Source organism: Larkinella knui (genome assembly GCF_003858645.1).
Lineage (GTDB): Bacteria > Bacteroidota > Bacteroidia > Cytophagales > Spirosomataceae > Larkinella > Larkinella knui.
This window is the reverse complement of record NZ_RQJP01000005.1, coordinates 450,962-477,021: the sequence shown is the minus strand read 5'-3', so window position 1 is coordinate 477,021 and position 26,060 is coordinate 450,962. Positions and strand designations below refer to the sequence as shown.

Here is a 26,060-nt window from a genome sequence, read left to right as displayed (position 1 = left end):
AAAATGGTTAAAAATAGCCAGAAGGGCAAAATAACCGCCTTTTTTAATCACGCAAAAACCGGCGTCAGTCGACGATACCGCTGGACAATGGGACGGATTGGGGCGAGGTAGACGGATTTCCGACCCGACTACGGACGGACGGGATGGATTCCCCGCACGATGTGCGGGGCTACTGATGCGAGCCTTTCAGGCTCATATGACTGTTGTGCTGGTTTTATTTTTCCAGCTTGCCGATGATCAGTAATTGGCCGGCGTAGCAGGCGTTTTCGGCGTATCGACGCGGGTCGGTGATGGTCTGGTTGCGGTTTTTGAGAATGGCGGCTTTGTCGAGTTGCTCCGGCGAAACCGTCAGCGTAATGGTGTGCGTTCCCGCGTCCAGCGTCGGCAGAAAGAAATAATGCGATCGGTAATACGTGGCATAACTGTCGAAGCGCGGAAAAAGCGGACCGGGCGCGCCATCGACGGTAACGGCATATTGACCACAACCGGGGCCGATGACATCGTAGAGTCCCGCCATCGTTCCTTTCAGTTTGAACTGAATCGATGCGCCCGGCTGGTTCGATTTCAGGAGATAGTCAAACCGGTTCCGGAGCTGGCGGGCCACGGTGTCGGTAGCCGGTGTCAGTTCCTGCCAGTCACCTTGCCGGGTCAGCGATTGCACCGGAATCATCTGGGCATCTTCCCAGTTATCAGACACAAACGGTTTCGGAACGGCATGGGATCCGGGCCGCCCCACGGCCGCAATTTGCTGCATGGCTTTGCTGAGTGCTTCCACATACAGCCGGTGGCCGGTATCCGAATAGGGATGGGTTTTGTCGGGAGCGAAAACCGTTTTATCCGGAAAGTCTTCTTTTTTACCCCCCCAAACCAGCTTCCCCTGCCGATCTAACCGAATCACTTCCAAGCCCATATGAACCGACGGAATGCCGTACTGGTTGGCAATTTCTTCCATCGCCCGGACAGAATTCGGCATCCGGTGTGCCAGCAGAGCCGGCGCCATCGGTGCGTTCAGCGTATAGACGAAACAAATGTCGGTGCGCCGGTTTTGCCGCCAGATTTGCCGGACAATCCCTTCCATCGCTTTATGAATTTTGGCCGGTTGCTGACCGCCATCGTTAACGGCAAACTCGACAAAAATCAGATCCGGTTTATGAACCAACACATGCTGGTTCAGTCGGAAAACGCCGAGGTCCGAGCCGGTTCCCCCAATGGCGGCATTGATGTGGGTCAGGTTCGCTTTGGGATACTGCTGCTGAAACCAGCGCAGCGATTGTTCCCGCCAGCCATTTCCAGCCTCCGTGATACTGCCACCGAAATAGGCAATGGAAACCGGTCCGCCTTTTTGTACTTTTTGAAAAAAATTAGGCAAACCGCCCCGCGCCAGAAACTCCCGGCTTTCCGACAAGGTGTCGGTTTGGGCCTGAACGAAACCGGAAAAACTGACCAGAATAGTCGAAAAAAGAACGAAGAAAAAGCGCTGCATAGATGAAGGTATTGAATTCTGGTGATGGCTGCTCGGTTTTGGCTTAAAAGTCCTACTTTTTCTCGTGTTGCGCCACCATCTGGTCGAACTCCTGGGCAACCGCCGAATCCAGCCGGGCCTTGTTTTTCCAGGCCATCGTTCCATACACCCCCGCCTGGCTGTAGTCGAACGGTTTGAAGCCAATCTGGTTAACCACGTCGGTATTTTTTAACCGGAAATCAAACGCTTCGGGATCGACAAAACCGGGATTAGCGACAATCGAGTGCTGATCTTTGCCCGCCAGTTGCCAGTCCTGCACGGATTGTTTGCCAAAAACCGGCTCTTTCGAGCGGGCGTCCCAGTAGCAGTTCTGGTCCGTTACCAGGTTAAATTTCGCCCAGTTACTGCTCAACAGCGTTCCGGTATTGTAGTAAACGATATTATTGGTAAAGGAAAACGAGCGGTGCGGTTCGACGCGGGTGCCCTGGAGCTGCGCCTTGATGTTGTCGGCAAAAATGTTGTTGCGGATGAGGTTATCCTTGCCATAATGCTGGTGAAAACCGGAGCTTTTGCAGGCATACACCAGGTTGTTTTCCAGAACGATACCGGTCGAACCTTCGTCGGTATACAGCCCCCAGCCGCCGTAATCGAAGGCGTAAATGTGGTGAATCACGTTGTTCGACACCACGGTTCCCTCCGACACGCCGAGCGTATACACCCCGCCCATGTCGCTCAGAACGCCCCAGCCCAGGTGATGAATGTGGTTGAATTCGACCCGGTTTCGCTTCGACGGACTGAAAGCGTAGCCCCACACCCAGCCCACGGAAACACCGGAGTAGCGAAAATCAGCGATTTCATTGTGAGACAGCACGTTATCCCGACCGTGGAAGATAATCAGGGCCACCGCGCAGGGGAAAACATAACCGCCCGAACGCAGGATGTTGTTGTCGACGGTGATGTGATGCGTCAGTTCCGACGAGTCGGGCCGGATGATGGTTTCGCCAATTTTGACGCCACTCGCGCCCAGATCGTGCAGATAACACCGCTCGACCCGCCCGTTGGCGCAGGCCCGGCGGAACCAGATGCCGCTGCCGCCGGTATGCGCAATTTCGCAAGTGATAAAGCGGATGTTGTCGGCAAAATCCAGTTGAACGGTGGCTTCTACGCGGGCGGCTGCCTGTTCCGGTTCCACACCAAACGGTGACATTCGGTACCCGGCGATCTGAAACGAAAGGTTTTCGAAGCGGATGTTTTTCACCCGTTTACCCCCGGTTTCATCGCCTTTGATGATCACGAACTTCTCGTTCACCGGCGCAAAAGCCGTGATTTTGTCGATGGTTTCGCCGGGTCGGGGGCGGTAATAGAGTGTGCCGGTTTTTTCGAGAAACCACTCGCCCGGCGCATCGAGTGCGGCTTTCAGATTTTCGAGGACGAACAGGGACTGGTTCGTAATTTTGTTCCACGGCTTCATGCCCTCACCGGTAATGTAGAGGGCGGTATCGGCTTTGCTAACGGCCAGAACCGGTTTTCGGGTATTGTCCCAGTTGTGATAAAACGTCACCACCGCCTGGTTCAAGTCCGCTTCGGGAAGCCCGGAAAGCCAGTTGAGACTTTCGAGTGGAACGGTAATTTTCTGGGCGGCAAAGTCAGCAAACGGCCCGGTTCCTTTGCTCAAAACCGTCTCCGTAACCGTTTTGGGTTGAAAAAAACCGTCGTTGGGCGTTTGGGCACGGATGGCCCGCTGCCCGTTGATGTACAACTGCTCGAACGACCAGTCATACCGGCGCACGTCCGGCACATCGGTTTTCCAGAGATCGTCGGACACTTTCTCAAACCGGTTCAGGCGCATACCGCCGTAAAAAACCGGGGTGCTGCCCGCTTCGCCTTTGAAAACGAGCGGGGCGGTTTCTGAACCGGAATCGTCGGTGGTCAACACCAACGGTTCGTTCAGTACATACTCGCCTTTCCGAACCACAATTTCGAGGGGCCGGGTGAGCGGTTTTTGCCGTCGCAGCAGCCGGGCGCGGTTGCGGGCCCCCGTGAGCGTCGCCAGCGGTTTCTGAAGCGTTCCGGGATTTTTGTCATTCCCCGAAGGGGCTACGTAAATGGGTTGGGCAACGGATTCAAGGGCCAGCAGAAAGAGGCTGGAAAGCAGAAAAAGAGGAACGGTTTTGCGCATGGTTCAGGAATGTACTGTCCTCAAAAGTCGTTCGCAGCCGTGTTTTACTAGTATACAAACGTCAAACACAAAAGTAGGTGCGAGAGTCAGGCTTCCCTGACCCGTTTTGCACACCCTCCTGGAAAGTTACTTTGCTTTTTTCAGCCACCGGTCAAACCAGTCAAACGCATCGATCTGCATGGTTTGGTCAAATTTGTGCTCGCCATCGTAAAACCGCCCCGTGTAGCGGTCCCCAGCCCCGGCCTTTTTAAAAACCTCACCCAGAATTTTATCGGCGGTTTTCATTTCGGGGAGCGTATACAGTTCATCCTGGTTGTTGCTTTGGATCATGGTGGGAAGCGGCACCCGCAGGCCCAGAATTTCCGGGAAATCCAGGTAGCGGGGCAACAAAGGCGTATACGTCATCCACGTATGCGTATACGCTTTGTGAAGTGCAAAGTCGTCCCAGGTTGTCATAAATCCGACGCAGACGCAGCATTTGATCCGGGGATCCAGGCCTGCCAGGTACACGGTTCGCAGCCCCCCGCCCGACAATCCTCCACACCCAACCCGCTGGGGATCAACGTCTTTTCGGGCGCATAAAATGGACAGCGCCACCTGATCTTCGCTTAGAAAAACGCCCGGCCACGTCGTACCGGCACAAAACAGGGACTTTGACATGACGTGTTCATGCTCGGACGACCATTGGTTATAGGCTTCGATGTGTTCCGTTTTCTCCGGATCCGCGTCGGTTTTCCCCCGCGTATCGAGTCCCTCGTATTTCAACCCGACCACATCCTCATACAACACCCGCCGGCTGCCGAACGCAAACGCATCGTGCACCAACACCACATACCCGCGCTTGGCTACATCATTGGCCCAGGCCCTGCCGCTGTAATCCTCCCGCTGGTGCTCGGCGAGCAACGGATGCTGATCATCCCCGGTTTTGACGATTTTCCGATACCCGAAATACTTCTTCCCGGCATGGTCATGCAGGGCCAGAATGGCAGGCAGCGGCTCTTTGGCACCCTTGGGTTTCAGAACAACCGCCCTGGTGGGTCGGCCGTAGGGCAGTTGCCAGCTGATTTCCTCGATCGTCAGTCCGTCATACTCGAAGGTCCGCTCGATGCGAACCTCGGGCGTGGCCGGTTGCGGAGGAGCCGCCACCAGTTCCCGGGTCTTTTCCAGGGCTTCCTTTTTCCAGCGGGTCAACTGCTCCGGCTTCCACCGGGCATTTCGAAAGGAAAGAGAAGGCTGCGTCTGAAGAGAAGCGGCCCAGGAGCCGTAGGCGCCGATAATACTCTTCGTTTCCGGTACCATTTCGGGTTGTATAGGATTGGTTTGGTTTTCACTGACTGCCGTAAAGTCAATGCCGGGCGGCAAAAAAGGAACAGTACCGGTCAGTACCGATGCCTTGATAAATGTTCTGCGGGTTGGGTTGAATTTCATATCGGCTGTAGCCATTTCGGATGCGTTGGCCAAAGATATTCTTCCCGGAACAGAAAGAAAGTGAAAACCCGGTAAATTTAGCCAATTGGCATCCGAATAGCTTAGTATCGGCAATGTGACACTTGACCGGGCCGTTTAGTTGCTCCACCGAACTCCTTCTAGTTTAGAAAGGGCTGTTTCCTCATTTTTGAATCATAAACAGCAACTACTAAACGATAAAGGAATGAACCTACGTTACTCCCTGCTGGTCAGTTGGGCTCTGTTGAGCGGATTGAGCGGCTGCAAACAAAATCAGAATGAAATCGACCCTACTTCAACTGTGGTCCACCCGACAGAAGTTGGTCACCCGACAGAAGTGGGGCAACCTCAGGGCCAGGCCACCAGTAAAACCATCGGTCCGGAAGGCGGAACGCTTGCTTCTGCCGATGGTAAAGTGCAGCTAATAGTACCGGCCGGGGCACTCAGCAAGGCTACCGACCTTACCATCCAGCCTATTTCCAACCATGCACCGAATGGGCTGGGACTGGCCTATCGCTTTTCACCCGATGGAACGCAGTTTGCCAAGCCCGCCCAACTAACCTTTCAATATGCGAAAGCAGACGTATCGCTTAACGACCTGGATGGATTTGGCGTGGCTGTTCAGGGGCGTGATAAAAGTTGGTCGGGGATGTCCCGTGTCAGCGTCGATACCGTGAGCCGGCAGATTACCGCGTCTATGCCGCACTTCAGCGACTGGAGTGCCTACGAAATTGCCCGGCTGGAAATGATTACTCTTGAGGGCGGTCCGGCAAAGGATAGCTATGTTGATTTAGGAGCCTCGACGAATCTGCAAGTCGATAACTGTTTGTTACCACCGGTACCGCTTTCGGGAAAACCGGGTTCTTCAAACGAAGTCAAAATAGGTCTGGATGTGAAAGACGTCAAATGGTCGGTAGTAGGTGGAGATGCAAACGGGAAGGTCAAGTCCACGGGGGTCAATGAAGAAGACTTTGAGATATTTTATAAAGCCACCTATACCGCACCAGGCAATTACCCACCCAGCAACCCGGTAACGATTGTAGCGGAGGTTACCTTCAAAAACAGTCCGAAAAAGGTTTATTTGCTACTGCGTATCCTGGTTGGGAAAGATTATTTCACCGGCAACTTCGGTGGAGTGCCCTTCAACTTTACCAATCTTGCCTTCACCCGGACGAGCACACTGATGCATATCGGTGGTTGGAATGAAAACCCCGCTCAATCGCTGAATATTTTGCTAAATGACCTGAATCCGGATAAGCTACAGCGACATTATGCCTACGGCAAGGCGGCCGATACAGGTGCCTGGGCCGAGTTTTCCCGCAGTTACGGGGGGGCTGATGGTTGGTTGTCGGCTAACTTTCCCTGCGGTGCCAAAGCCCCCAAGGTTTCAGGCGGTGGCGTTACCATTCTTCAGGTCGATGAAGTTCACGGGGTTGAATACATCCGGGGCCGCCTGACGGGAACATTCTATAACCTGATCGGGCCTTGTCCGGCGCCGTTTAACAGTGAGTCAATCGAAGGAGAATTCAGGATCAAATCGCTTAAATAAGGGCGAAACCGCAGTTGGAATCGTTCGGTCGTCTGAAAAGGGATAGCCCGCCCACACAAAGCGCGGGCTATCCTGCCGAATCACGGTTAGGCCTGCTTCTCCACACCGACTGCTTCCTGCGAATTGGCGTCGCTGGTCCGACGGACCGGAGTCAGGGATTTCTTCCCGCCTTTCTTTCCCCGAAACCACCAGATCAGAAAACCGGTTACGGGCAAACTGGCCCCGATCAGGCTGACAAAAAAGGCCAGGATTTTTGTGGGCAATCCCCCAATCTGTCCAACGTGAATGTCAAAATTCATGCGGTAAAGTTTCTCCCCAGCCGCTAATTCTTCATACTTTCGAGACTCTTCAGACGGTAATTCCCGCAACGTGTTCTGATCAAAAAACCGCTCGTAGGTTTTATAAATGGTTCCCTCTTTCGGATTGATGGCTATCTCAAACGGATCCTTCGCGGCCTTGGGAAACGATATGCTGAGTCGGGCCAGTTCGCCCGGCTGTTCCCGGCGCACCAACTGCCAGAGCCGGTCTTCCGGTTTCGAATACAAACGGGCGGTTTGGGTGGTATCGGATACCGGGTCGCCCTCCTCGCTTCCGTAAATGCCCGCATACGGTTTGCCGGTCAATACCCAGAAATACGCTTTGTCGAACCACCGAAAACTGTAGACGATCCCGGAAATCGTCAAGGCCAGGGCCACCAGCAGGGCGTAAAAGCCCAGCACATTGTGCAGATCCAGATTCACGCGCTTCCAGTTCGCCTTCCATTTAATGGCGAAACTCTTCCTGCGGGTCGCTGAGGTCCATTTTTTCGGATACCACCAGATCAGCCCCGTAATCATGGTAATTAGAAAAATAAGGCAGGCGGTTCCGACGATGGGGCTGCCGATTTTGGGAGGAAGAAAGAAAAACCGGTGCCCGCTTCGAACGAAAATAAAAAAAGCTTCGGCGGTCGAAGGGCCTTTTTTATGGTGAATGATCGCGCCCGTATACGGATTCATAAAAACCTGCTGGTACTTGCCTTCCGAAAGCTGGTAGGTGGTAAAAACGGATTTATTCGACGCGCCGTAGGTGATCGCCGTGAACGCAACGTGCTTTTTTTCCTGTTGAAAAACGAACCGGTCGGCTTTTTCCAACAGCACGGAGGGCGCTAGAAAAGGCTGATTTTGAGGCACAACGCGCTGGTAAGGTTCCGTAAAATACCAGACCTCATACCGAAACACCCAAAAACAGGCGGTTATACACACCACAAATACGACGATGCCCGAAAACAGGCCCAGCCATAAGTGGAGCCATTCGTTGACTCGTCGGAAAAGAGAGCGTTTTGATTTCTTCATGGTTGCCGGGCAATAGCGTAAAACAAAAGGAAAGAAACCGGGGGTTGGCTTTCAGCAACCCCCGGTCCATTAAAACCGGAAGGTCAGTGAACCCGTTACCTGCCGCAGCGGCTGGGGCAACCCCCAGTTGGAGAAATAAGCCACGTCGGCCAGGTTGTTGCCTTTGAGTGTGAACCGCCATTTCGGCTGGTCGAAAAATACCGACGCATTGAGGACGGTATACCCCGGAATGGTGATCAGATTGGCCGCGTCGAAATAGCAATCCGAAACGTAATTACCGCCAACGCCCAGACCCAGGTTTCGCAGCGTTTTCCCTACAAACTTGTACGTTACCCAGAGATTGGCAAAATCCGTGGGGGCCTGAGCGACGTAATTGCCGACAAAATCGACCGCTTTCACCACTTTATTTTCATTCTTTGCATACCCGGCAACGATATTCAGACCCGCTACCGGATTACCGATCAGCTCAATTTCGTAGCCTTTGCTTTTCTGGGAACCATCCTGCAGCGTGAAGCTATTTTCGACGCGGGTGGCGTTCCGAATGGCAATGTCGTAGTAGCTGACACTTCCGCTGAGTTTCCGGTTGAACGCGTCGGCCTTCACGCCCACCTCCCACTGGTTGGCATTCAGGGGTTTAAAGACCGAGGTTGTTCCGTCGGGCTGAACCACGGGGGCCACATTCTGGAAACCGTTCATGTAATTCCCAAATACCGACACCTGATCCGGTATGAGCTGGTAAACCAGCCCGAATTTGGGCGATACCGCCGTCTGCCCGTAATCATTTTTAGCGGCCACGCCATTGGTGATGGTCGGATTGTTCACAAAGCGATCCACCCGTACACTCAGCATGACGACCAGTTTCCGGGTCAGATTGATCACATCCGACGCGTAGGCGCTGTAGGTGCTCAGCTTTGTCTCGTTGTTCGAGTTGGTTTTGGTAGCCACCAGCGCATTTACTTTTTCCAGATTGATGCCGGGAATCGGCCGCTTCGTGTTGACAACATCGTAGGTGCCGACGTCCGTGAACCGGAGCTGACTCGTGAAGGTGTACAGATCCACCCCCACCAACAGCCGGTTTCGGAAGCTACCCAACTGAAAGCTGCCCACAAAATTCTGCTGGGCGTTGATGGAGGTAAAAATCCGGGGGCCGTAGTTCGAGATGTTGCGGTTAAAGGTGGTATCGCTGGTCCAGTTGGGATAAATCTGGTTGCTGTGTTCGATGCGGTTAGTGCCAATGGCCACGTTCGTTTGCGACGTCCACTGCGGATTGATCACGTACCGGGCGCCCGCCGAATAATTCAGTGCGGTAATACTGGCGTCGATGTTTTCTCCGCCCAGCGATGTTTTGACGGGAATGGGAATATCCTTAAAGCTACGATAGGACGTTTTGGGTAAGTTTTGATAATACGCCACCGTCGATCGATTCGTCGAATTAAGCTCCGCGTCGAATGAAAAAGACAACCGGTCATCCACTTTGTACGACAGACTGGGCGTAACCGTATAGCGACGGTTGTGACCGTAGTTCTGGAACGACCCTTCCGAGTGAGCAGCCGCATTGACCCGAAATAAAACCGTTCTGTCGGCGTTCAACGGCGTATTGATGTCGGCCGTAAAGCGGCTCAGTTCGTAGCTTCCCGCCGTGTAGGCAACCTCGCCTTTGAATGTTTCGAACGGTTTTTTCGTGACCTGGTTGATCAGTCCGCCGAAACCCACCAGGCTGGAACCAAACAACGTGCCGGAAGGGCCTTTGATAACCTCCACGCGTTCCAGGTTGATGACATCCGACTGGTAAATCTGCACCGCCATGCCGTTGCGGACGGTCGTGTTCGCCGTAAATCCCCGGACGGTGGCACCCGTTCCGCCCGCCGGATTATTGATCGGGGCAACGCCCGGTACGTTCCGCAGCGTCTCTTTGAAATCGGTAATGACCTGATCGCTGATTAACGCTTTGCTGACGGCGGTATAGACTTGCGGGTTTTCCAGATTTTTGAGGGGCAGGCGGGCTACATACTCCGATTCTTTAGTGGCAAATTTGTTTACATTACCCCGCACCCAAACGTCCTGCAGGGTGGTCGAATCTTCGTTGAGGCTAATGGCCGGAATCGTAGTCGTTTCGTTCGGCGCAACGGTCACATTCAGCTCAATCGGTGAATAGCCGAGTAATTGAACGACCACCGTTTGCGGACCTTCCGGCACGTTTTTGATCAGGTATTCCCCTTTTTCATTCGTAATTGACCCTTTGGCTAATCCTTTCAGAGAAACGTTTACGAATCCGGCGGGCTTGCCGTCAGCGGTTTGAACGAAGCCTTTGATGGTTCCTTTTCCGGATTCTACCGGTCGGTTTTCTGCGTAGGACGTGGAGGAGAAAATCTGGACAATGAGGCAGCAAATGCTTATCCTGACGATAAGCACCAGGTGTGTAAAATGTTTCATACTTTTGTTTACTCTGTTAATCGTTTTAGTGGATGATTTAACGGATACCCGGTGTAAGGTTTGGCGACAGTGCACCGGGTTTTTTATGCGTTTGCAATAAGTACAAGACCGATTCAATTCGTTCTGGCAATGTTTATACTTATTTAGACTTATTACAAACAATTAAGCAAACATACGATAGATCAGAAGCGCACGCAACTAATTTGGCAAAAAATCGTGCCTCTGGTTTGCTGGAGCGTGTTTTTGGCCGTACTTCCGACTTTGAAAAATCGTCGAAACTATGCTACCGAATCTGAAAACAACCGGCCTGTCGCTGGTTCTGTGCGTCGCGTTGACCGGAACGCTGATGGCCCAGGATGCGCGTGATATCAAAACCGGGATGGTGATTCCCGACGAAACGTACAGCGATCAGCCATATATCGTCAAAACCAACGACGGCGCATGGTTGTGCGTGTTGACCACCGGAACCGGCCACGAAGGGGCGTCGGGCCAGCACATTATTTCCCAACGAAGTCTCGATCAGGGCAAAACCTGGATCGACAAACGGGATGTCGAGCCGGGCGACGGGCCGGAAGCGTCGTATGCTGTGCTGTTAAAAGCCCCATCGGGCCGGATTTTCGTTTTTTACAACCACAATACCGACAACATCCGGGCGGTGAAAGGCGACAATCCGCCGTATCCCGATGGCCTGGTCAAGCGGGTGGACAGCCAGGGGTATTTTGTCTTTAAATATTCCGATGACAACGGCAAAACCTGGTCGGCCAACCGAATCACCCTACCCATCCGCAATTTTGAAATCGACAAAAAAAACCCGTATCAGGGGAAAATTCAATACTTCTGGAATGTCGGCCGGGCGTTTACGCACAACCAATCAGCTTACGTTCCGATCCATAAAGTCGGCGGTTTTGGCGAAGGTTTTTTTACCACCAGCGAAGGCGCCCTGTTGCAAAGTCCGGATTTATTGACGGCAAACGATCCGGCACAGGCCAGTTGGAACACGCTGCCCGACGGCGAAATCGGCCTGCGGACCCCGGCGAAGGACGGCGGCCCGATTGCCGAAGAGCAAAATGTTGTGGTGCTGAGCGACGGTTCTTTTTTCTGTGTTTACCGGACCATCGACGGCCATCCGGCCTATACCTACAGCCGGGATGCCGGCCATACGTGGGAACCGCCCCAGTACATGCGGTATGGCAACGGGCCGTTGATGAAGCATCCGCGAGCGGCTAATTTTGTCTGGAAATGCGAGAACGGAAAATACCTTTACTGGTTTCATAACCACGGCGGGCGGTTTATTCGGGAGCATCCCAAACGGCGCAACATGGCCTACGAAGACCGCAATCCGGCCTGGATTTCGGGCGGTGTAGAAGTCGATTCGCCCAAAGGGAAAATCATCCGGTGGAGCCAGCCCGAGATTTTACTGTACGACGAAGACCCGCTGATCCGAATGAGTTACCCCGATCTGATCGAAGACAAAGGGGCCTATTACATCACCGAAACGCAGAAAGACATCGCTCGCGTCCATCAGGTCGATACAAAACTGCTGACGAGTTTGTGGAACCAGTTCGACAATTCGAAAAAAACACAGGACGGTTTGGTAACCACCTGGTCGTATCAATCGGGAAAATTTCCGCAATCGGTTGCCGCTCCGTCCCTGCCCGATTGGTATGTCCGAAACACGAAAAAGCTGGAACAGCCGGGCATGAATGTGCCCAACGGGTTTACCATCGATCTCAGCTTCAACCTCACCAACCTGTCTGATAACCAGATTCTGCTCGACGCCCGTGACCCCACCGGAAAAGGCTGGTTTTTGCGAACGACGGACAAAAAAACGGTCGAGTTTGCCATGAACGACGGCCGCACCGAATCGGCCTGGGCCTGTGACGAAGGTCTGCTGAAACCCAATCAGAACCACCACCTCAGCGTCATCGTCGATGGCGGTCCGCACATCATCGCCTTCGTGGTCGATGGCAACCTCAACGACGGCGGCAACACCCGGCAGTTTGGCTGGGGCCGGTTCAATCCGTATCTGAAGTCGGCCGGTGGTGCTGCGCAGATCAGCATCGGAACACAGCTCAACGGACGGATCAGCCAGCTTTCCATTTACAACCGGGCATTGACGGTGTCGGAAGCCATCGGGAATTACAACGCGTTTTCTAAAACCCACTAAACCAAGTTTAAAAAATAGCAGGTATAAACTCCGGGGCATACGCCCTCCAATGTGTACTGAAGCGTCCGTCGAATGAGTATCCACAACGGAATTTAAGCTTATGAACCTATAAACCAACCCGATGACTATGCCGCGTCGCCTTTCGTTGATTCTGCTGACTTTGTCCGGTCTGGCCTTTGCGGGTTCAGCGTTTCTGTATGCATCGGATGATCTGGCAAAAACCGGCCCGGTTTTGATGCTGACGCTGGTTTTGCTGGCGCTGGCTTTTCGGGGTTTTGCCCAACTGAAAGGCTTTTCCTACACCGTCTGGATTCTGGCGGCCGTGACGCTGGCGATGTTTTACCCCACGTATTTCTTCACCGTTGGCGGTTTTCAACTCAAACGGCTCATCGTTCCCTTTGTGCAACTTACCATGTTTGGCATGGGTTCACACATGAGTTTCGACGATTTTAAGGGCGTCGTCAAAATGCCGAAAGGCGTCCTGATCGGGGTTTGCAGCCATTTTATGGTGATGCCGCTGGTCGGTTTTTCGCTTTCGCACCTGTTCGATTTTGAACCCGAAATTGCGGGGGGCGTTATCCTGATCGGCTGTGTTTCGAGCGCGATGGCGTCCAATGTGATGTCGTATTTGTCGGGGGCGAATCTGGCCCTGGCCGTTACTATCGGGGCCTGTTCGACCATTTTATCACCGTTTATTACGCCGTTTCTAATGAAATGGCTGGGTGGCCAGTACGTCGAAATCGACATTGCCCACATGATGATCGACATCACCAACATGATCGTCATCCCGATTGTAGCCGGGTTTATTTTCAACCTGTTTTATTTTGGCAAGGAAACCAAACGCACCCGAACCGTCCAGTTGCTGGCTTTTGCCGGTATCATTCTGGTGACGAATCTGGTCATGATGGTGGTTACGAAAGCCGACGGAATGGGTTTTCTGACCGCTCTCCTCACCTCGACCTTCTGGTTTTACCTATTGCCGATGATCAGCGCCATCATGCTGAAAAATGCGAAGTCCATCGACCGACCCAGGATCGAAAGCGGTTTGTCGTTTATCGCCATGCTCGGCATCGTAATCAATACCGTTATCATCACGGCTTCGGGGCGCGACAATCTGCTGCAAGTTGGTGGTCTGCTGATCATTACCTGTCTTTTGCACAACGTAATCGGGTTAAGTATCGGCTATTTTACGGCCTTGCTTTTCGGCCTGCCCGAGCGGGATCGCCGGACGATTGCGTTTGAGGTTGGGATGCAAAACGGCGGAGTGGCCACTGGATTAGCCCTGAAAATGGGCAAAGTGGCGACGTTGGGACTGGCCTCAGCTATTTTCGGTCCGTTGCAGAACGTGACGGGTTCCGCACTGGCCAACTGGTTTCGGAAACGACCAACGGGCGAAAATACCGCCAGCGGTTTGCCGGACCACCCTGAACTGGAAGTGCCCGCCAGCGCGTTTTCGGGCAGTCGATCGCAATAAGCTGGATTACCGGTAAGCGACTGTACAAATTTCGGCTGCTTGAACCCCGGAAAGGTTTTCTTACTAGCAAACGCATCGCACCAGTTTAGACCGCCCCGCCGGGGCTTCGTATGAACAGGGAATGTGTTGCTATTAACCGAAAACCCCTGCGGGGGGAACCACCATACCACGGCTAACTAAGTTCCTGTTCATTCACCACCTGTTGGCATTAATAGAAAACCCCTCCGTTGTAAACAACTCTACTCCAGGCAACTAAGCTCCTGTTAATTCACCAGTAGCAAGGTCGACAAAACCCCGACCACGTACAACAACCTGACCCGCAGCACCCGCAGGCATTTGCTGATGTGAAATTCGATGGTTTTTTCGGCCAGACCGAGTTGTTCGGCAATTTCCTTGTTAGCCAGACCGCTGCGGCTGAGTTCAAACACTTCCCGGCTTTTTTCGGGCAGATTTTTCAATTCCCGCAGATACACTTCCTGTACTTCCCGAACCTGAATCCAGTCCTGCACGACGTTGGCCGAATGCGAAACGAGCACTTCCGAATACACCTCATCCAGCGAAACCGATTTGTGAAGAATTTGCTTCCGCAGGTGGGAAATGATCCGGTTTTTCAGCGCCGAAAAGAGATAGACGTTGATGGTTTTGTCGATGGAAAGGGTTTCCCGCTGAACCCAGAGCGTTACGAATAGATCCTGGACCAGATCTTCAGCAACATCACTGTCACCGGTTTTTCGGTAGGCCAGTGCGTAGAGTTTTCCGGAAAATCGGGCGTGCAGTTCCGCAAAAGCCGCCGAATCGGCCTTCGTCTTCACCAACTGCCACAGCGTGTTGGCGTCACTATCGCGGTACAGGTTGTGCATCGAATCTTAAAAGCATGCCGGATGCAATAATACTAAGCTTTCGGATAGTATTTGTTATAAACTTTCTTCAAATCCCACCAGGGTTGCCGGGCTTTCGTGCGTCTTATCCCTAAAGACGCCAACGAATGGCCAGTTGCCCCGACGAACCTATGAGCCCAAAAGACATTTCACCCGACCTGCTGAAAAAGTATCTCGCCGGAACGTGCAACCCCGAAGAAGTTGAACAGGTGGAGCAATGGTATGCGGCCCTGAACGCGGAGAAAGCCGATAGGCGGGAATTTAACCAGCCCCGGCATTTGAAAAAGATTCAGGAAATCGTCAACCTCAAAACCGAGTCTGAAACCCCGCCGGAACGAGCCGACAACGTACGCCCGCTGGCCCCAGGTTTCTGGCGGTATGCTGCGGCTGCGGTGGTCATTCTGGTTGGAAGTCTGGGATTGTATTTTTACCTGAATACCGCCCAACCCGCATCGGAACCGACGGCCAGGGCTGTTTCCATTGTCAATACTGAGAAGCAGGTGGTTCGTCACCAATTGCCGGATGGCAGCAAAGTCTGGCTGAATCCCGACGCCAAAATTCAGTATGCGGCCGGTGCTTTTTCCGAAACGTCGCGCACGGTGAGCGTCGAAGGCGAAGCGTTTTTTGAGGTCACCAAAGATCCGGCCCGGCCTTTCTTCGTCAAGAGTAATGAATTGCTGGTGAAGGTGTTGGGCACGAGTTTTAACGTAAAATCCAACCCGGACCAATCGCGGTACGAAGTTTCGGTGGTAACCGGCAAGGTGTCGGTGTCGGTTCCTGACCGGAAAGGCCAGGCAAAATCGGTGCTGTTACTGCCCCGCCAACAGGCGGTTTTCGAAGTGGCATCGGGCTTGCTGACGTCTACGGAACTCTCGAAATTCCGGGAAAAAGTGGACACCTGGCAACCCATTTCGCTCACGTTTGAGGACGAAAAACTGTCGGAAATTGCGATGCGGCTCCAAAAGAAATACGGAATAAAAATCAGGCTCGCTAACCCCAATCTGGCCAATTGCCGCCTGAAAGCCACTTTTGACCACAACCGCCTGGCGGAAATCCTGGAAATAACAACCCAAATGGTAGAAGCTACCTACGAAATGCGGGGTGACAGTATTGTGATCGACGGGGAAGGTTGTGGCAATGCGGAGTAAAACAAAAGCCAAAAGACGCGTACCAATTACATTCTATAAACCCTCTTCTATGCCAAAACGACAGCACCTTTTCTTACCGGGCTTATAAAGGAAATCAGGAGTGATTGCGGCACTCCTGACTCTGAACAAGCGCTCCAGAATACCATCACCCGGAAGGTGATGATTGGCTTCTTGTTGTTCAATTTAACCACCCAAACCTATGCATTTTTTTCTAAATTACAAGACAGCATATGCCATTATGCGGTTATCGTTGCTCCAAATTCTGCTCATCGGATTGCTTACGGCCGTTGCCTACGCCCGGGAATCCGACGCGCAGGATCTTCTGAAAAGGAATATTAGCCTGAAGGCTGAAAATATACCGCTGCAAAAAGCGCTTTCCGAAATCGAAAGCCGGGCCAACGTCCGGTTTGCCTACAGCCGGAACATGATTCCGGTCGACGAAAAAGTGAGCATCACGGCGCTGAACGAGCCCCTTTCTACGGTCCTCGACCGGCTTCTGGCACCCCTGCAAATCGAATACAAATCCACCAATGAGCAGATTGTGCTCAAACGAAACCGAAAAAAGACGTCCTTTCTGAATACCGGCGAGGTTCTGCGGGAAATCAAACCCTTACCGGTCCAGCCCAAAGAGGACCTTTCGGTTTCGGGCAAAGTTACCGACGAAAAAAACGAAGGGCTTCCGGGCGTGAGCGTCGTCCTCAAGGGGTCGCAGCGCGGAACCTCCACCAACGCCGAAGGCCGCTATACGATTGCGGTACCGGATGAAAACGCGACGCTGGTTTTTTCGTTCGTGGGGTATTTGCCGCAGGAAGTGGTGGTCGGCAATCGATCGGCGGTTGATATTCTGCTAAAAACCGACACCAAGGCGCTGGCCGAAGTGGTGGTGGTCGGCTACGGAACGCAGCAAAAGGAAGACATTACCGGGGCCATTTCGACCATCTCCGAACGGCAGTTGAAAGACGCGCCCGTGGCCCAGGTGGGACAATTGTTGCAGGGAAAACTGAGCGGGGTGCGCATCGACCAGACTTCGGGACGGCCCGGCGAAGGCATGAACATCAAAATCCGGGGGGCGGTTTCGATCACCGCCGGGGCCGATCCGCTGTATGTGGTGGACGGTATGCCGATTTCCGGAAATATCAACACCATCAACCCCGCTGAAATTGAGAGCATTAGCATCCTGAAAGATGCCGCAGCGTCTTCGCTTTACGGGTCCCGGGCGGCCAACGGCGTGGTGCTGATCCAGACCAAAACCGCCGTTCCCGGAAAAACGCAGATCGATTTTAACGCCTATTACGGGTTTGAACAGATCCCGAAATCGCGCCGGCTAACGATGATGAACGCCCAGGAATACGCGCAGTTTCAGAAAGAGATCGCCGAACTGAACGGGCGCCCGGTGAATCCGGTTTTTCAAAATCCCGAACAATACGCCGGAAAAGGCACCGACTGGTACGACGCCATCACCCGAACCGCTCCCATTCAGAGTTACAACCTGACCGTCAACGCGGGCATGAAAAATTTCAGCACGTCGGTCACGGGCGGTTATTTCAGTCAGGAAGGCGTCGTTGTCGGAACGGGCTACCAGCGGCTTTCGCTGCGCGTCAACTCGGTTTTTACACCCAGCCCGAAGGTGAAAATCGGTTTTAATGTAGCCCCGAATTACGCCACCAACACCAATTTTGCCACCGACGGCGGACCGTATGGTTCCGAAAACATCGTTTCGGCGGCCCTGGCGACCACGCCTTTGGCGAGTCCGTACAATCCCGACGGCAGCCTGACGCTGACGGCTTCCGACCCGGCGACGTTTGGCAATCCGAACTGGTTGCGCGTTGCGAAGGAGAAAGTGTACGAAGGCAAAAACCTGCAACTGCTGTCGAATGCCTTTGTCGAATACAAAATCCTGAAAGGGCTGACGGCCAAGACGACGGTGAACGTTCAGATGAGCAATGCTAATGTGTTTCAGTTTAATCCGTCGACCATTGGCGTCATGTTCACGCCCCCGCCCCGCATTCCGAGCGGTTCGGACAACACGAGCCGGTCGTATAACTGGGTGAATGAAAACTCGTTGATGTACCAAACCGATTTCAACGGCCACTCCATCGACGCGCTGGTGGATTTTACGGCGCAACGCTACCGGGGTGAAAGCACCCTAGTGACCGCCACCAATTATGCCGACGACAAGATCCAGGCCGTCAGTGCCGCCGGGCGGGTGGTGGTCACCAGCGGGGTGCAGGAGTGGGCGCTCCTCTCCTACCTGGCGCGGTTGAACTACAATTACAAGAGCAAATACCTCTTCACGGCTTCGGTTCGGCGGGATGGTTCGTCGCGGTTTGGGCCGGACAATCGGTGGGGAAATTTCCCGTCGGCTTCCGTGGGCTGGATTGTGTCGAAGGAGAGTTTCTGGACTCTCAAACCGGTTTCATTCTTCAAACTCCGCGCCAGTTACGGCACCACCGGTAATTTTGACATCGGAAATTACACCTTTCGTTCCACTGTCAGTCCGGTTTATTACGCCTTCAACAACAGTCTGTTTCAGGGCCGGGCCACCACCAACCTGGGTGACAACAGTTTGGGCTGGGAACGCAAGAAACAGTTGAACCTGGGTGCCGACCTCTATTTCCTGAACGACCGCATCCAGCTGACCTATAATTACTATTCCACGAAATCCAGCGATCTGCTTTTTAACGTGGCCGTTCCCCAATCGTCCGGTTTCAATACCATCCAGACCAACATCGGCGAGTTGAAACTGTGGGGCCACGAAATCGGGATCAATACCTACAACATCAACACCAAACGGTTTTCGTGGAATACCAATTTCAACATTTCCTTCGACCGCAACAAAACCGTCAGCCTGTCGACCAAAGAAACGACGGCTTTGTTCCACGGTATCAGCAGCTACGGTTTTTACAGCCACCGGTCGCAGGTCGGCCGGCCCATCGGGTTGTTCTACGGAGCCGTTCAGGATGGCGTCTATAAAAACCAGCAGGATTTTGACAGCTCGCCCAAATACGCTGATTCACAGGTCGGAACCATCAAGTTTCGGGATTTGAACGGCGACGGCAAGATCACGTTTCCGGAAGACTATACCGACATTGGAAACCCCTGGCCGGATTTCATTTTCGGGATGACAAACACCTTTACGTACGGTAATTTTGACGGCTCCCTGACCCTCACCGGCACCTACGGCAACCAGATTCTGACGCAATACGAAAACTGGACAACTAATCTGGATGGCGTTTTCAACGTCCTGCGGGAAGTAAAAGACCGCTGGAAATCGCCGGAAGATCCGGGTTCGGGAAAATACGGCAGCGTGAAACAGGGAACGACTTACCTCGAGCGCGACCGCTGGCACACCCGCTACATCAAAGACGGCAGTTACCTCTCGTTCAAAAACATCACCCTCGGCTACGCCATTCCGGTAAAAGCCAGCGGACCGATTCGCCGGTTGCGGGTGTATGGCAGCGTTCAGAATGCGTTTGTGATCACCCACTATCCCGGTCCTAACCCCGAAGTGAACACCCGGAATTCGGCCAGCGGCAGTTCGCCGGGCATCGACGAAAATTCGTACCCGGTACCCCGCACGGTTAGTTTTGGCGTCAACGTCGGTTTCTAAAAACAGCAAATTCGATCACCATGAAAAATAGATTTTTACTCGCGGGACTTTTGCTGCTCACGGCAGGTGCCTGCAAGAATTTTTTGGATGTCGTTCCCGAAACCGTGCTGACACCGGCCAGTTTCTACCAGTCGAAGGAAGATTTTGAGCAGGCCGTCGGTGGAATTTATGCGCCCTTGCAGGGGCTGTATAATCAGGATTGGATCTTGAACGAAATGCGGTCTGACAACACCCATTTTGTGTTCAACATTGCCCAGCGCGGCCCGAAACCGGAAGAAGATCCGTCGACGTTTACGCTGGAAAACAACAACCGCAATACCGCCGGAAAGTGGACCAACGATTACCTGATCATCGCCCGGGCCAACCAGGTTTTGAGTACAATCGACCAGGTTGATTTCGACAAGGCGATTAAAGATAACCTGAAAGGTCAGACGTATTTCTTACGCGCTTTTGCCTACTTCGATCTGCTCAAAAACTTCGGGGGCGTCCCGATTTTCCTCGAACCCGCCGGTTCGTATAAGGATACGTTCAAGCCGCGCGCCGATAGCAGCGAAGTCTACAAACAGATCATTGCCGATGCCGAACTGGCCACCAGACTCCTGCCCGCCAAAGCCGCCCAAACCGCCGGGCGCGTTGCATCGGGAGCGGCTTATACGCTGCTGGCTGACGTGTATATCAACCAGAAACGCTGGCCCGAAGCCGAAGCGGCTTTAAAATCCGTGACAACCCAGGGTTACGCGCTACTGCCCGACTACGGCGATGTTTTCAAGCCGACCAATGAAGGAAATAGCGAAATCATCTTCGATGTTCAGTACGCAGAAGGCACTTCGCAGGCGGTCAGCAATTACATGCCGTATAAGTTTTTGCCGGTACTGGCTGATCCATCGGTCATTACGGGTGTAAAACCGTCTTCCTCAAACACAGATGGCTGTTACAATACGCCAACGCCGGACTTGCTGGCGGCTTATGAAGATACGCTCAAAGACAAGCGGTATAAAGCTTCCATCGGTTTCTATTCCGGCCCCTCGCCGTTGGTGGGGGTTACCTATAAGAATACGCCGTACATCAAAAAGTACCAGTTTCCGCACGCCCGCTACGGCGAAACCGGTGTAAACTGGCCGGTGTACCGGTATTCGGAAGTGCTGCTGCTGCTGGCCGAAGCCACCAACGAACAGGGGCGTTCGGCAGATGCGGTGGGTTTTCTGAATCAGGTGCGGACCCGGGCCGGGCTGCCCAACACAACGGCTACCAACCAGACGGCGTTGCGCGACGCGATCCTGCGCGAACGCCGGATCGAGCTGGCTTTTGAGAACAAACGCTGGCATGATCTGGTCCGCAGTGGCCTGGCTGTCAAGACTATGAGCGAGTACGGTGCGCGCATCAAGGCCAATCCGCAGAAATATTATTACCCGCTGGGTAGTGCGCCCGCAGCCGCGGCTTTTAACGTTACGGAGCGGGATTTGCTGTATCCGATTCCCATCGGCGAAATCATCATCAATCCGGATATGAAACAGAATCCGGGATATTGAATCCTGACCGATATTCCTAAACCAATAAATCCATATGTCTTCATCCAGAAGCTCCGGCAACGGTTTTTATTCAGCAGCCCGACAGGGGTTGCACTGTATAGTGCTATTTTTAGGAATTTCGTACTCCGTCAGTTGGGCCCAACCCCGCCTGGATAAAACGTTCTTCAACGGAAAGGATTTGTCCGGCTGGTCGGCAACGGACAGGAGCTACTGGTCGGTGAAAGACGGCGCCATCGTGGGCCGGGCCGACCAGCCGGTTGCCAAAAACCGGTTCCTGTGGTCGTCCGTCAAAGTGGCCAATTTTTACCTGAGCATCGATGTCAAACTCGAACCGGACGACCGCAATGCCGGGATTCAGTTTCGCTCCCAAAAAGCCGACGCCACCGGGCAGGCGCTGGGATATCAGGCCGATATGGGCCGGGACGTTTGGGGACGATTGTACCACGAACACGGTCGGCAGAAACTGGACTGGTCGGATCGGGGCGAAAAAGCCGTCAGGCGCGGGCAGTGGAATCACTACGAGATTCTGGCGGTGGGCGACCGGATCTGGACGGCCATCAATGGAAAACTGGCCGTTGCCATCAAAGACCCGGGCGGTGACGCGTCGGGATACATAGCGCTTCAGATACACAGCGGTGAGCCCCAAACCGTTACCTACAAAATCAACCGGCTGGTGCACAACCCGAACGTTGAACTGGCCGGTTTGACTGAATCGCAACTGGATCAGCAATTGAAATTACCGCTCGATAAACGCCAGAGCGGGTTACCGTTGAAGCTCCAATCGGACGACGTCATCGCTTTTGCAGGCGGAACCAACATCGCCACGATGCGGAAAGACGGTATTCTGGAATCGCTGATTCTGGCGGCCCACCCGACAACGAAACTCCGCATCTGGAATCTGGGGTGGGACGGCGATACGGTTTTTGAGCAATTCCGGGATGTCGGTTTCAAAAGCTGGAGCAAGAACCTGGACAGCCTGGGCACCGATGTGGCGTTTGTGCAGTTCGGGCAACTGGAATCATTGGGCGGTGTCAAAGCCCTTCCCCAGTTTGTCGCTTCGTATAAAAAACGGCTGGACGAAATCCGGAAAACCGACCGGCGCATCGTCCTGCTTTCGCCCATTCCGTTCGAACCCGCCCGTTCGTACCGGACTCCCGAAGCTCAGTCGGCGAATCCGCTGACCACCGCGCCCGTTGAGCAGTACGCGGAAGAAATCAGGAAGCTGGCGGAATCGGAAGGGTACGGTTTTATCGATCTGTTTCACCCGCTGCAGGCATCGCCGTCGTTCGGATCGCTGACGACCGACGGGATGCATCTCAACCCGGACGGGCAGCGACTGGTGGCCGCTTTGATCATGAAAGCGCTCCAGTCTCCGCGCGAGTTTTCTACGGAACTGGTTCCGCTTCAAAAAGAGGTGCTGACCAAGAATGTCCTGTGGTTCAATTACTGGCGTCCGAGCAACTGGGCGTTTTTGAACGGCGACCGGATTACGCAACCCTTCAGCCACGACTGGAAAGACAAGGACCGGCGGATTTTTCCCGAAGAAATGAAAGCCTTCGAACCGCTGATCCGGGAAGCCGAACAGCGGATCAGGGACGAACAAAGCAAGCTGGCTCCGGTCCGATAATGCTTTCCTGAACCGCCATTCCAGCCGGATTAAAACACCAGCCGACGGTTTCAACCGTGGGTAAATCAGGCAAAAAACACTGGCAGAGTAACCGTTTTAACGGTTTAAGGTCCCCAAACCGTTAAAACGGTTATTGATATCGAATGACCAACTGATTACCGTTATCCCCGGTTAAAACCGGGGGCTGTATGACCCGGCAAACGCCTTATGACTCCTGTTACTAAACCCATTATGCATAAAATACCGCTCCTGATTACCTTGGTTCTGAGCCTGTTAGGCCGAACAAATGTCTGCCGGGGGCAGATCAACCCGATGTCGGTTTCGCCGGCGGAAACGGATAATTCAGTAGCCGCCGAGCTCAAATCATTCCAGCTTGCCAACGGCTACAAAATCGAATTGTTTGCTTCCGAAGAACTCGGCATTGCCGACCCCTGCGCCATGCGATGGGACGAAAAAGGGCGGTTGTGGGTGCTGACCATTCCGTCGTATCCGCAACTGGAACCCGGCCAAAAACCGGTCGATAAACTCACCATTCTCGAAGACCGCAACGGCGACGGCAAGGCGGATACGTCCTGGGTTTTTGCCGACGGCCTGATGATGCCGCTCGGGTTCGAACTCGGCCACGGCGGGGTGTATCTGGGCGAACAAACCGAGCTGGTGTTTCTAAAAGATACCGATCACGACGGGAAAGCCGACACGCGCGAAGTCCTCCTGTCCGGTTTTGGCACACATGATTCGCACCAGACGATCAACTCATTCATTTGGAGCCCGGGCGGTGAGTTGTTTTTTTCGCAGGGGCACAGCATTTACAGCCGGGTCGAAACGGCCTGGGGCATCGAAAAAGCCGACCGGGCCGCCATCTGGCGGTATCGGCCGCTGCGCCGTCAGCTCGATCCTTTTCTGGATGGCTCTACGGCCAGCGTCAATCCGTGGGGGATGAATTTCGGCGAGTGGGGCGAAATGTTCCACAAAGCCAACGACCCCGAGCTGTTTTACACCGTTCCGGGTCTGGTCAAAACCGCCCAACGCGCCCTGCTCCCGCCCATCGGCAAGCTCGTCATCAAAGGCTCGATCATCGAAATCATTCGGACAAAACACTTACCGGACGATCTGAAGGGTGATTTTGTCATTGCCGGATACTACAACAACAAAATCGAGCGGATGCGGGTCACCAGCGATTCATCCGGCTATTCGGCCCGTTTGCTCGACCCGATTCTAAGTTCGGGTAGCCGCAGTTTCCGACCCATCGACGTCAAGGTGGGTCCCGACGGTGCTTTGTATGTGCTGGACTGGTACAACCCCATTATCGGCCACTACCAGGCGTCGATGCGGCACCCCGACCGCGACAAAACCCACGGACGAATCTGGCGGATTACGGCCACCGGCCGACCGCTGGTTCAGCCGCCGAAGCTGGCCGGGCAACCGGTTTCGGTTTTGCTGGATCAATTGAAATCCGATGAACACTGGGTGCGATACCAGGCAAAGCGGCTCCTGGCCGAAAAACCGTTGGCGGAAGTCAAACCGGCTTTGACCGACTGGATTGGCAAACTGGCCCCCCAGGATGCTAATTACGAACATTGCCTGATGGAAGTGCTCGGCGTTTTTGAAAGCCACGAACTCGTGAATGAAGCCCTGCTCCGCCAGCTCGCCCAGGGCAAAGAATCGGGGGCGCGGGCGTATGCGGCTCACGTGGCCGGTCGCTGGTCCGACCGGCTTGCCGATCCGCTGGCGCTGCTGGAACCGTTGATTACCGACGAAAATGCGCGGGTTCGGCTGGAGGCATTGGTGGCCGTCAGTTCCGTTCACCGCCCCGAAGCGATGGTTTTGGCGGCTCAGGTGCTGAATCAGCCGATGGACAAGTTTCTCCGGTATGCGCTGAACAAAACCGCGTATGCCTTGCAGGAAGCGTGGGAACCGGCGCTACAAACCGGAAAAATCGCGTTCAAAAAACCGGCTCATCTGGCCTGGCTCGTGAGCGTTATACCGCCTTCGTGGTATTCGGCGGATCAATACCGGAAAGTAATTGCCACCGAAAATCTTTCGCCCGACGTTCGGCGCAGTCTGCTGCTGAGCCTGGCGAAAACCGGAAAAGCCGCCGACATTGCGTTTATCCTGAACCAGCCAGCCGCCCAAACCGATGCGGCTTTGCTCGAAAATCTGAGTAAACTCGATGCCCAACCGGTTTCGCCCAAGGCCGCACTTTCGCTCAAAAACAGTCTGTTACCGTCGAAAACCGCCGAGGTCAACATGGCGGCCATTCACCTGGTGCGGGCGTGGAAAATCCGTTCGGCAGCGACTACGATCCGTTCACTGGCGACCAGCTACCCGATCGATCAGCGGGTGCGGGCCGAAGGATTGAAGGCATTGGTTGAATTGAACGGACGGGCGGCTCTGCCGTTGTTGCAGAAACTGGTCGGTTCGGCCGAAACGCCCCGCGTGATCCGGCTGGCGGCATTGAAAGGCATCAGTGAACTGGATGTGACCCTGGCGGCCGGGGCCACCGTGCGGGAAATGCAGCGGTCGGGCGGTTCTGCCGAGGCCATGCGCGAAGCCATCACGCCCCTGATCGATCAGCGTTCCGGCATCAAAGCGTTGCTGGCAGAACTGGCAAAAACCGCCCTGCCGAAACCGCAGGCCCGGCTGGCGCTGGAAGCTCTGGCCACCAAGGGAATCAACGCGCCCGAACTCAGCGCCCGCCTGAATGCGCTGGCCGAAGAACGGACGATTGTCGCCCGAAAATACAGTCCGGAGTACGTGGAAAAACTGGCCAAAGCCGTCGGGGAACAGGGCGACGCCAAACGGGGCGAATTGATTTATCGGGCGAATCCCAGTTGCCCGGCCTGCCACGCGCTGAACGGCCAGGGCGGCACCATCGGTCCGAACCTCTCCGCCATTGGCCGGGGGCTTTCGTCGCGGGAAATCATTACGGAAGTGCTTTGGCCCAACCAGAATATCAAAGAAGGGTACAATCGCGTGCAGGTGGAAACGAAAAAGGGGGAAATCATTCAGGGCATCAAGGTTTTCGAAACCGCCGACGTGATTCACATCAAAACAATGGCTTCTTCCAAAAGCCGGATTATCGACAAAAAAGAACTGGCGAGCCAGACGGAAAGCGGTTCGCTGATGCCAACGGGGCTGATGGATGCCTATTCGGAAGAGGACGTGCGGGACTTGATCCGGTATTTGAGCGAACTGGGGAGTCATGAACCCGTTAAATAAAAAAAGTT

General features: G+C 54.0%; 14 protein-coding genes. 8 read left to right on the top strand and 6 right to left on the bottom strand.

Annotation, left to right across the window (positions count from 1 at the left end):
• Window positions 1–214: 214 nt before the first annotated feature.
• The 3 genes from EHT87_RS24240 to EHT87_RS24230 form a co-directional block, all read right to left on the bottom strand.
• A complete protein-coding gene (locus EHT87_RS24240; protein WP_185716342.1) occupies window positions 215–1,483 on the bottom strand; it encodes an SGNH/GDSL hydrolase family protein in 1,269 nt (422 codons plus the stop codon).
• A gap of 52 nt (window positions 1,484–1,535) precedes the next feature.
• Window positions 1,536–3,641 (bottom strand): right-handed parallel beta-helix repeat-containing protein, encoded by a 2,106-nt coding sequence (locus EHT87_RS24235; RefSeq protein ID WP_124909252.1) that lies wholly within the window; start codon window positions 3,639–3,641, stop codon window positions 1,536–1,538.
• Between the two features lie 126 nt (window positions 3,642–3,767).
• Window positions 3,768–5,069, bottom strand: coding sequence for an alpha/beta hydrolase family protein (locus tag EHT87_RS24230; RefSeq protein WP_229321316.1), 1,302 nt, complete (start codon window positions 5,067–5,069; stop codon window positions 3,768–3,770).
• A gap of 223 nt (window positions 5,070–5,292) precedes the next feature.
• Here EHT87_RS24230 and EHT87_RS24225 point away from each other — a divergent pair, with 223 nt between their 5' ends.
• Window positions 5,293–6,636, top strand: coding sequence for a hypothetical protein (locus tag EHT87_RS24225; protein ID WP_124909251.1), 1,344 nt, complete (start codon window positions 5,293–5,295; stop codon window positions 6,634–6,636).
• A gap of 86 nt (window positions 6,637–6,722) precedes the next feature.
• Here EHT87_RS24225 and EHT87_RS24220 read toward each other — a convergent pair whose 3' ends face one another.
• Both EHT87_RS24220 and EHT87_RS24215 read right to left on the bottom strand, forming a co-directional pair.
• Entirely contained in the window at window positions 6,723–7,967 is a 1,245-nt protein-coding gene (locus tag EHT87_RS24220; RefSeq protein WP_124909250.1) for a PepSY-associated TM helix domain-containing protein, read from the bottom strand.
• Between the two features lie 69 nt (window positions 7,968–8,036).
• On the bottom strand, window positions 8,037–10,400 hold the full coding sequence (locus EHT87_RS24215; RefSeq protein ID WP_124909249.1) for a TonB-dependent receptor: 2,364 nt from the start codon (window positions 10,398–10,400) through the stop codon (window positions 8,037–8,039).
• Window positions 10,401–10,680: 280 nt separating this feature from the next.
• Between EHT87_RS24215 and EHT87_RS24210 the strand changes: the two genes are divergently transcribed.
• Both EHT87_RS24210 and EHT87_RS24205 read left to right on the top strand, forming a co-directional pair.
• Window positions 10,681–12,567, top strand: coding sequence for a LamG-like jellyroll fold domain-containing protein (locus EHT87_RS24210; protein WP_124909248.1), 1,887 nt, complete (start codon window positions 10,681–10,683; stop codon window positions 12,565–12,567).
• Window positions 12,568–12,694: 127 nt separating this feature from the next.
• Window positions 12,695–14,041: a bile acid:sodium symporter family protein gene (locus tag EHT87_RS24205; RefSeq protein ID WP_185716340.1), complete on the top strand. Its 1,347-nt coding sequence runs from the start codon at window positions 12,695–12,697 to the stop codon at window positions 14,039–14,041.
• Window positions 14,042–14,304: 263 nt separating this feature from the next.
• Here the strand turns inward: EHT87_RS24205 and EHT87_RS24200 are convergent, their stop codons facing one another.
• On the bottom strand, window positions 14,305–14,901 hold the full coding sequence (locus EHT87_RS24200) for an RNA polymerase sigma-70 factor (protein ID WP_124909246.1): 597 nt from the start codon (window positions 14,899–14,901) through the stop codon (window positions 14,305–14,307).
• 149 nt (window positions 14,902–15,050) lie between these two features.
• Here EHT87_RS24200 and EHT87_RS24195 point away from each other — a divergent pair, with 149 nt between their 5' ends.
• The 5 genes from EHT87_RS24195 (at window position 15,051) to EHT87_RS24175 (ending at window position 26,052) form a co-directional block, all read left to right on the top strand.
• Window positions 15,051–16,067 carry a FecR domain-containing protein gene (locus tag EHT87_RS24195; RefSeq protein ID WP_185716339.1) on the top strand — a complete coding sequence of 339 codons (1,017 nt, stop codon included), beginning with the start codon at window positions 15,051–15,053 and terminating at the stop codon, window positions 16,065–16,067.
• 199 nt (window positions 16,068–16,266) lie between these two features.
• Entirely contained in the window at window positions 16,267–19,677 is a 3,411-nt protein-coding gene (locus EHT87_RS24190) for a TonB-dependent receptor (RefSeq protein WP_185716338.1), read from the top strand.
• A gap of 20 nt (window positions 19,678–19,697) precedes the next feature.
• On the top strand, window positions 19,698–21,206 hold the full coding sequence (locus tag EHT87_RS24185; RefSeq protein ID WP_124909244.1) for a RagB/SusD family nutrient uptake outer membrane protein: 1,509 nt from the start codon (window positions 19,698–19,700) through the stop codon (window positions 21,204–21,206).
• 34 nt (window positions 21,207–21,240) lie between these two features.
• Window positions 21,241–22,833, top strand: a complete 1,593-nt coding sequence (locus EHT87_RS24180; RefSeq protein ID WP_124909243.1) for a 3-keto-alpha-glucoside-1,2-lyase-like domain-containing protein — start codon at window positions 21,241–21,243, stop codon at window positions 22,831–22,833.
• A 207-nt stretch (window positions 22,834–23,040) separates the two neighbouring features.
• A complete protein-coding gene (locus EHT87_RS24175; RefSeq protein ID WP_124909242.1) occupies window positions 23,041–26,052 on the top strand; it encodes a PVC-type heme-binding CxxCH protein in 3,012 nt (1,003 codons plus the stop codon).
• The last annotated feature ends 8 nt before the right edge of the window (window positions 26,053–26,060 follow it).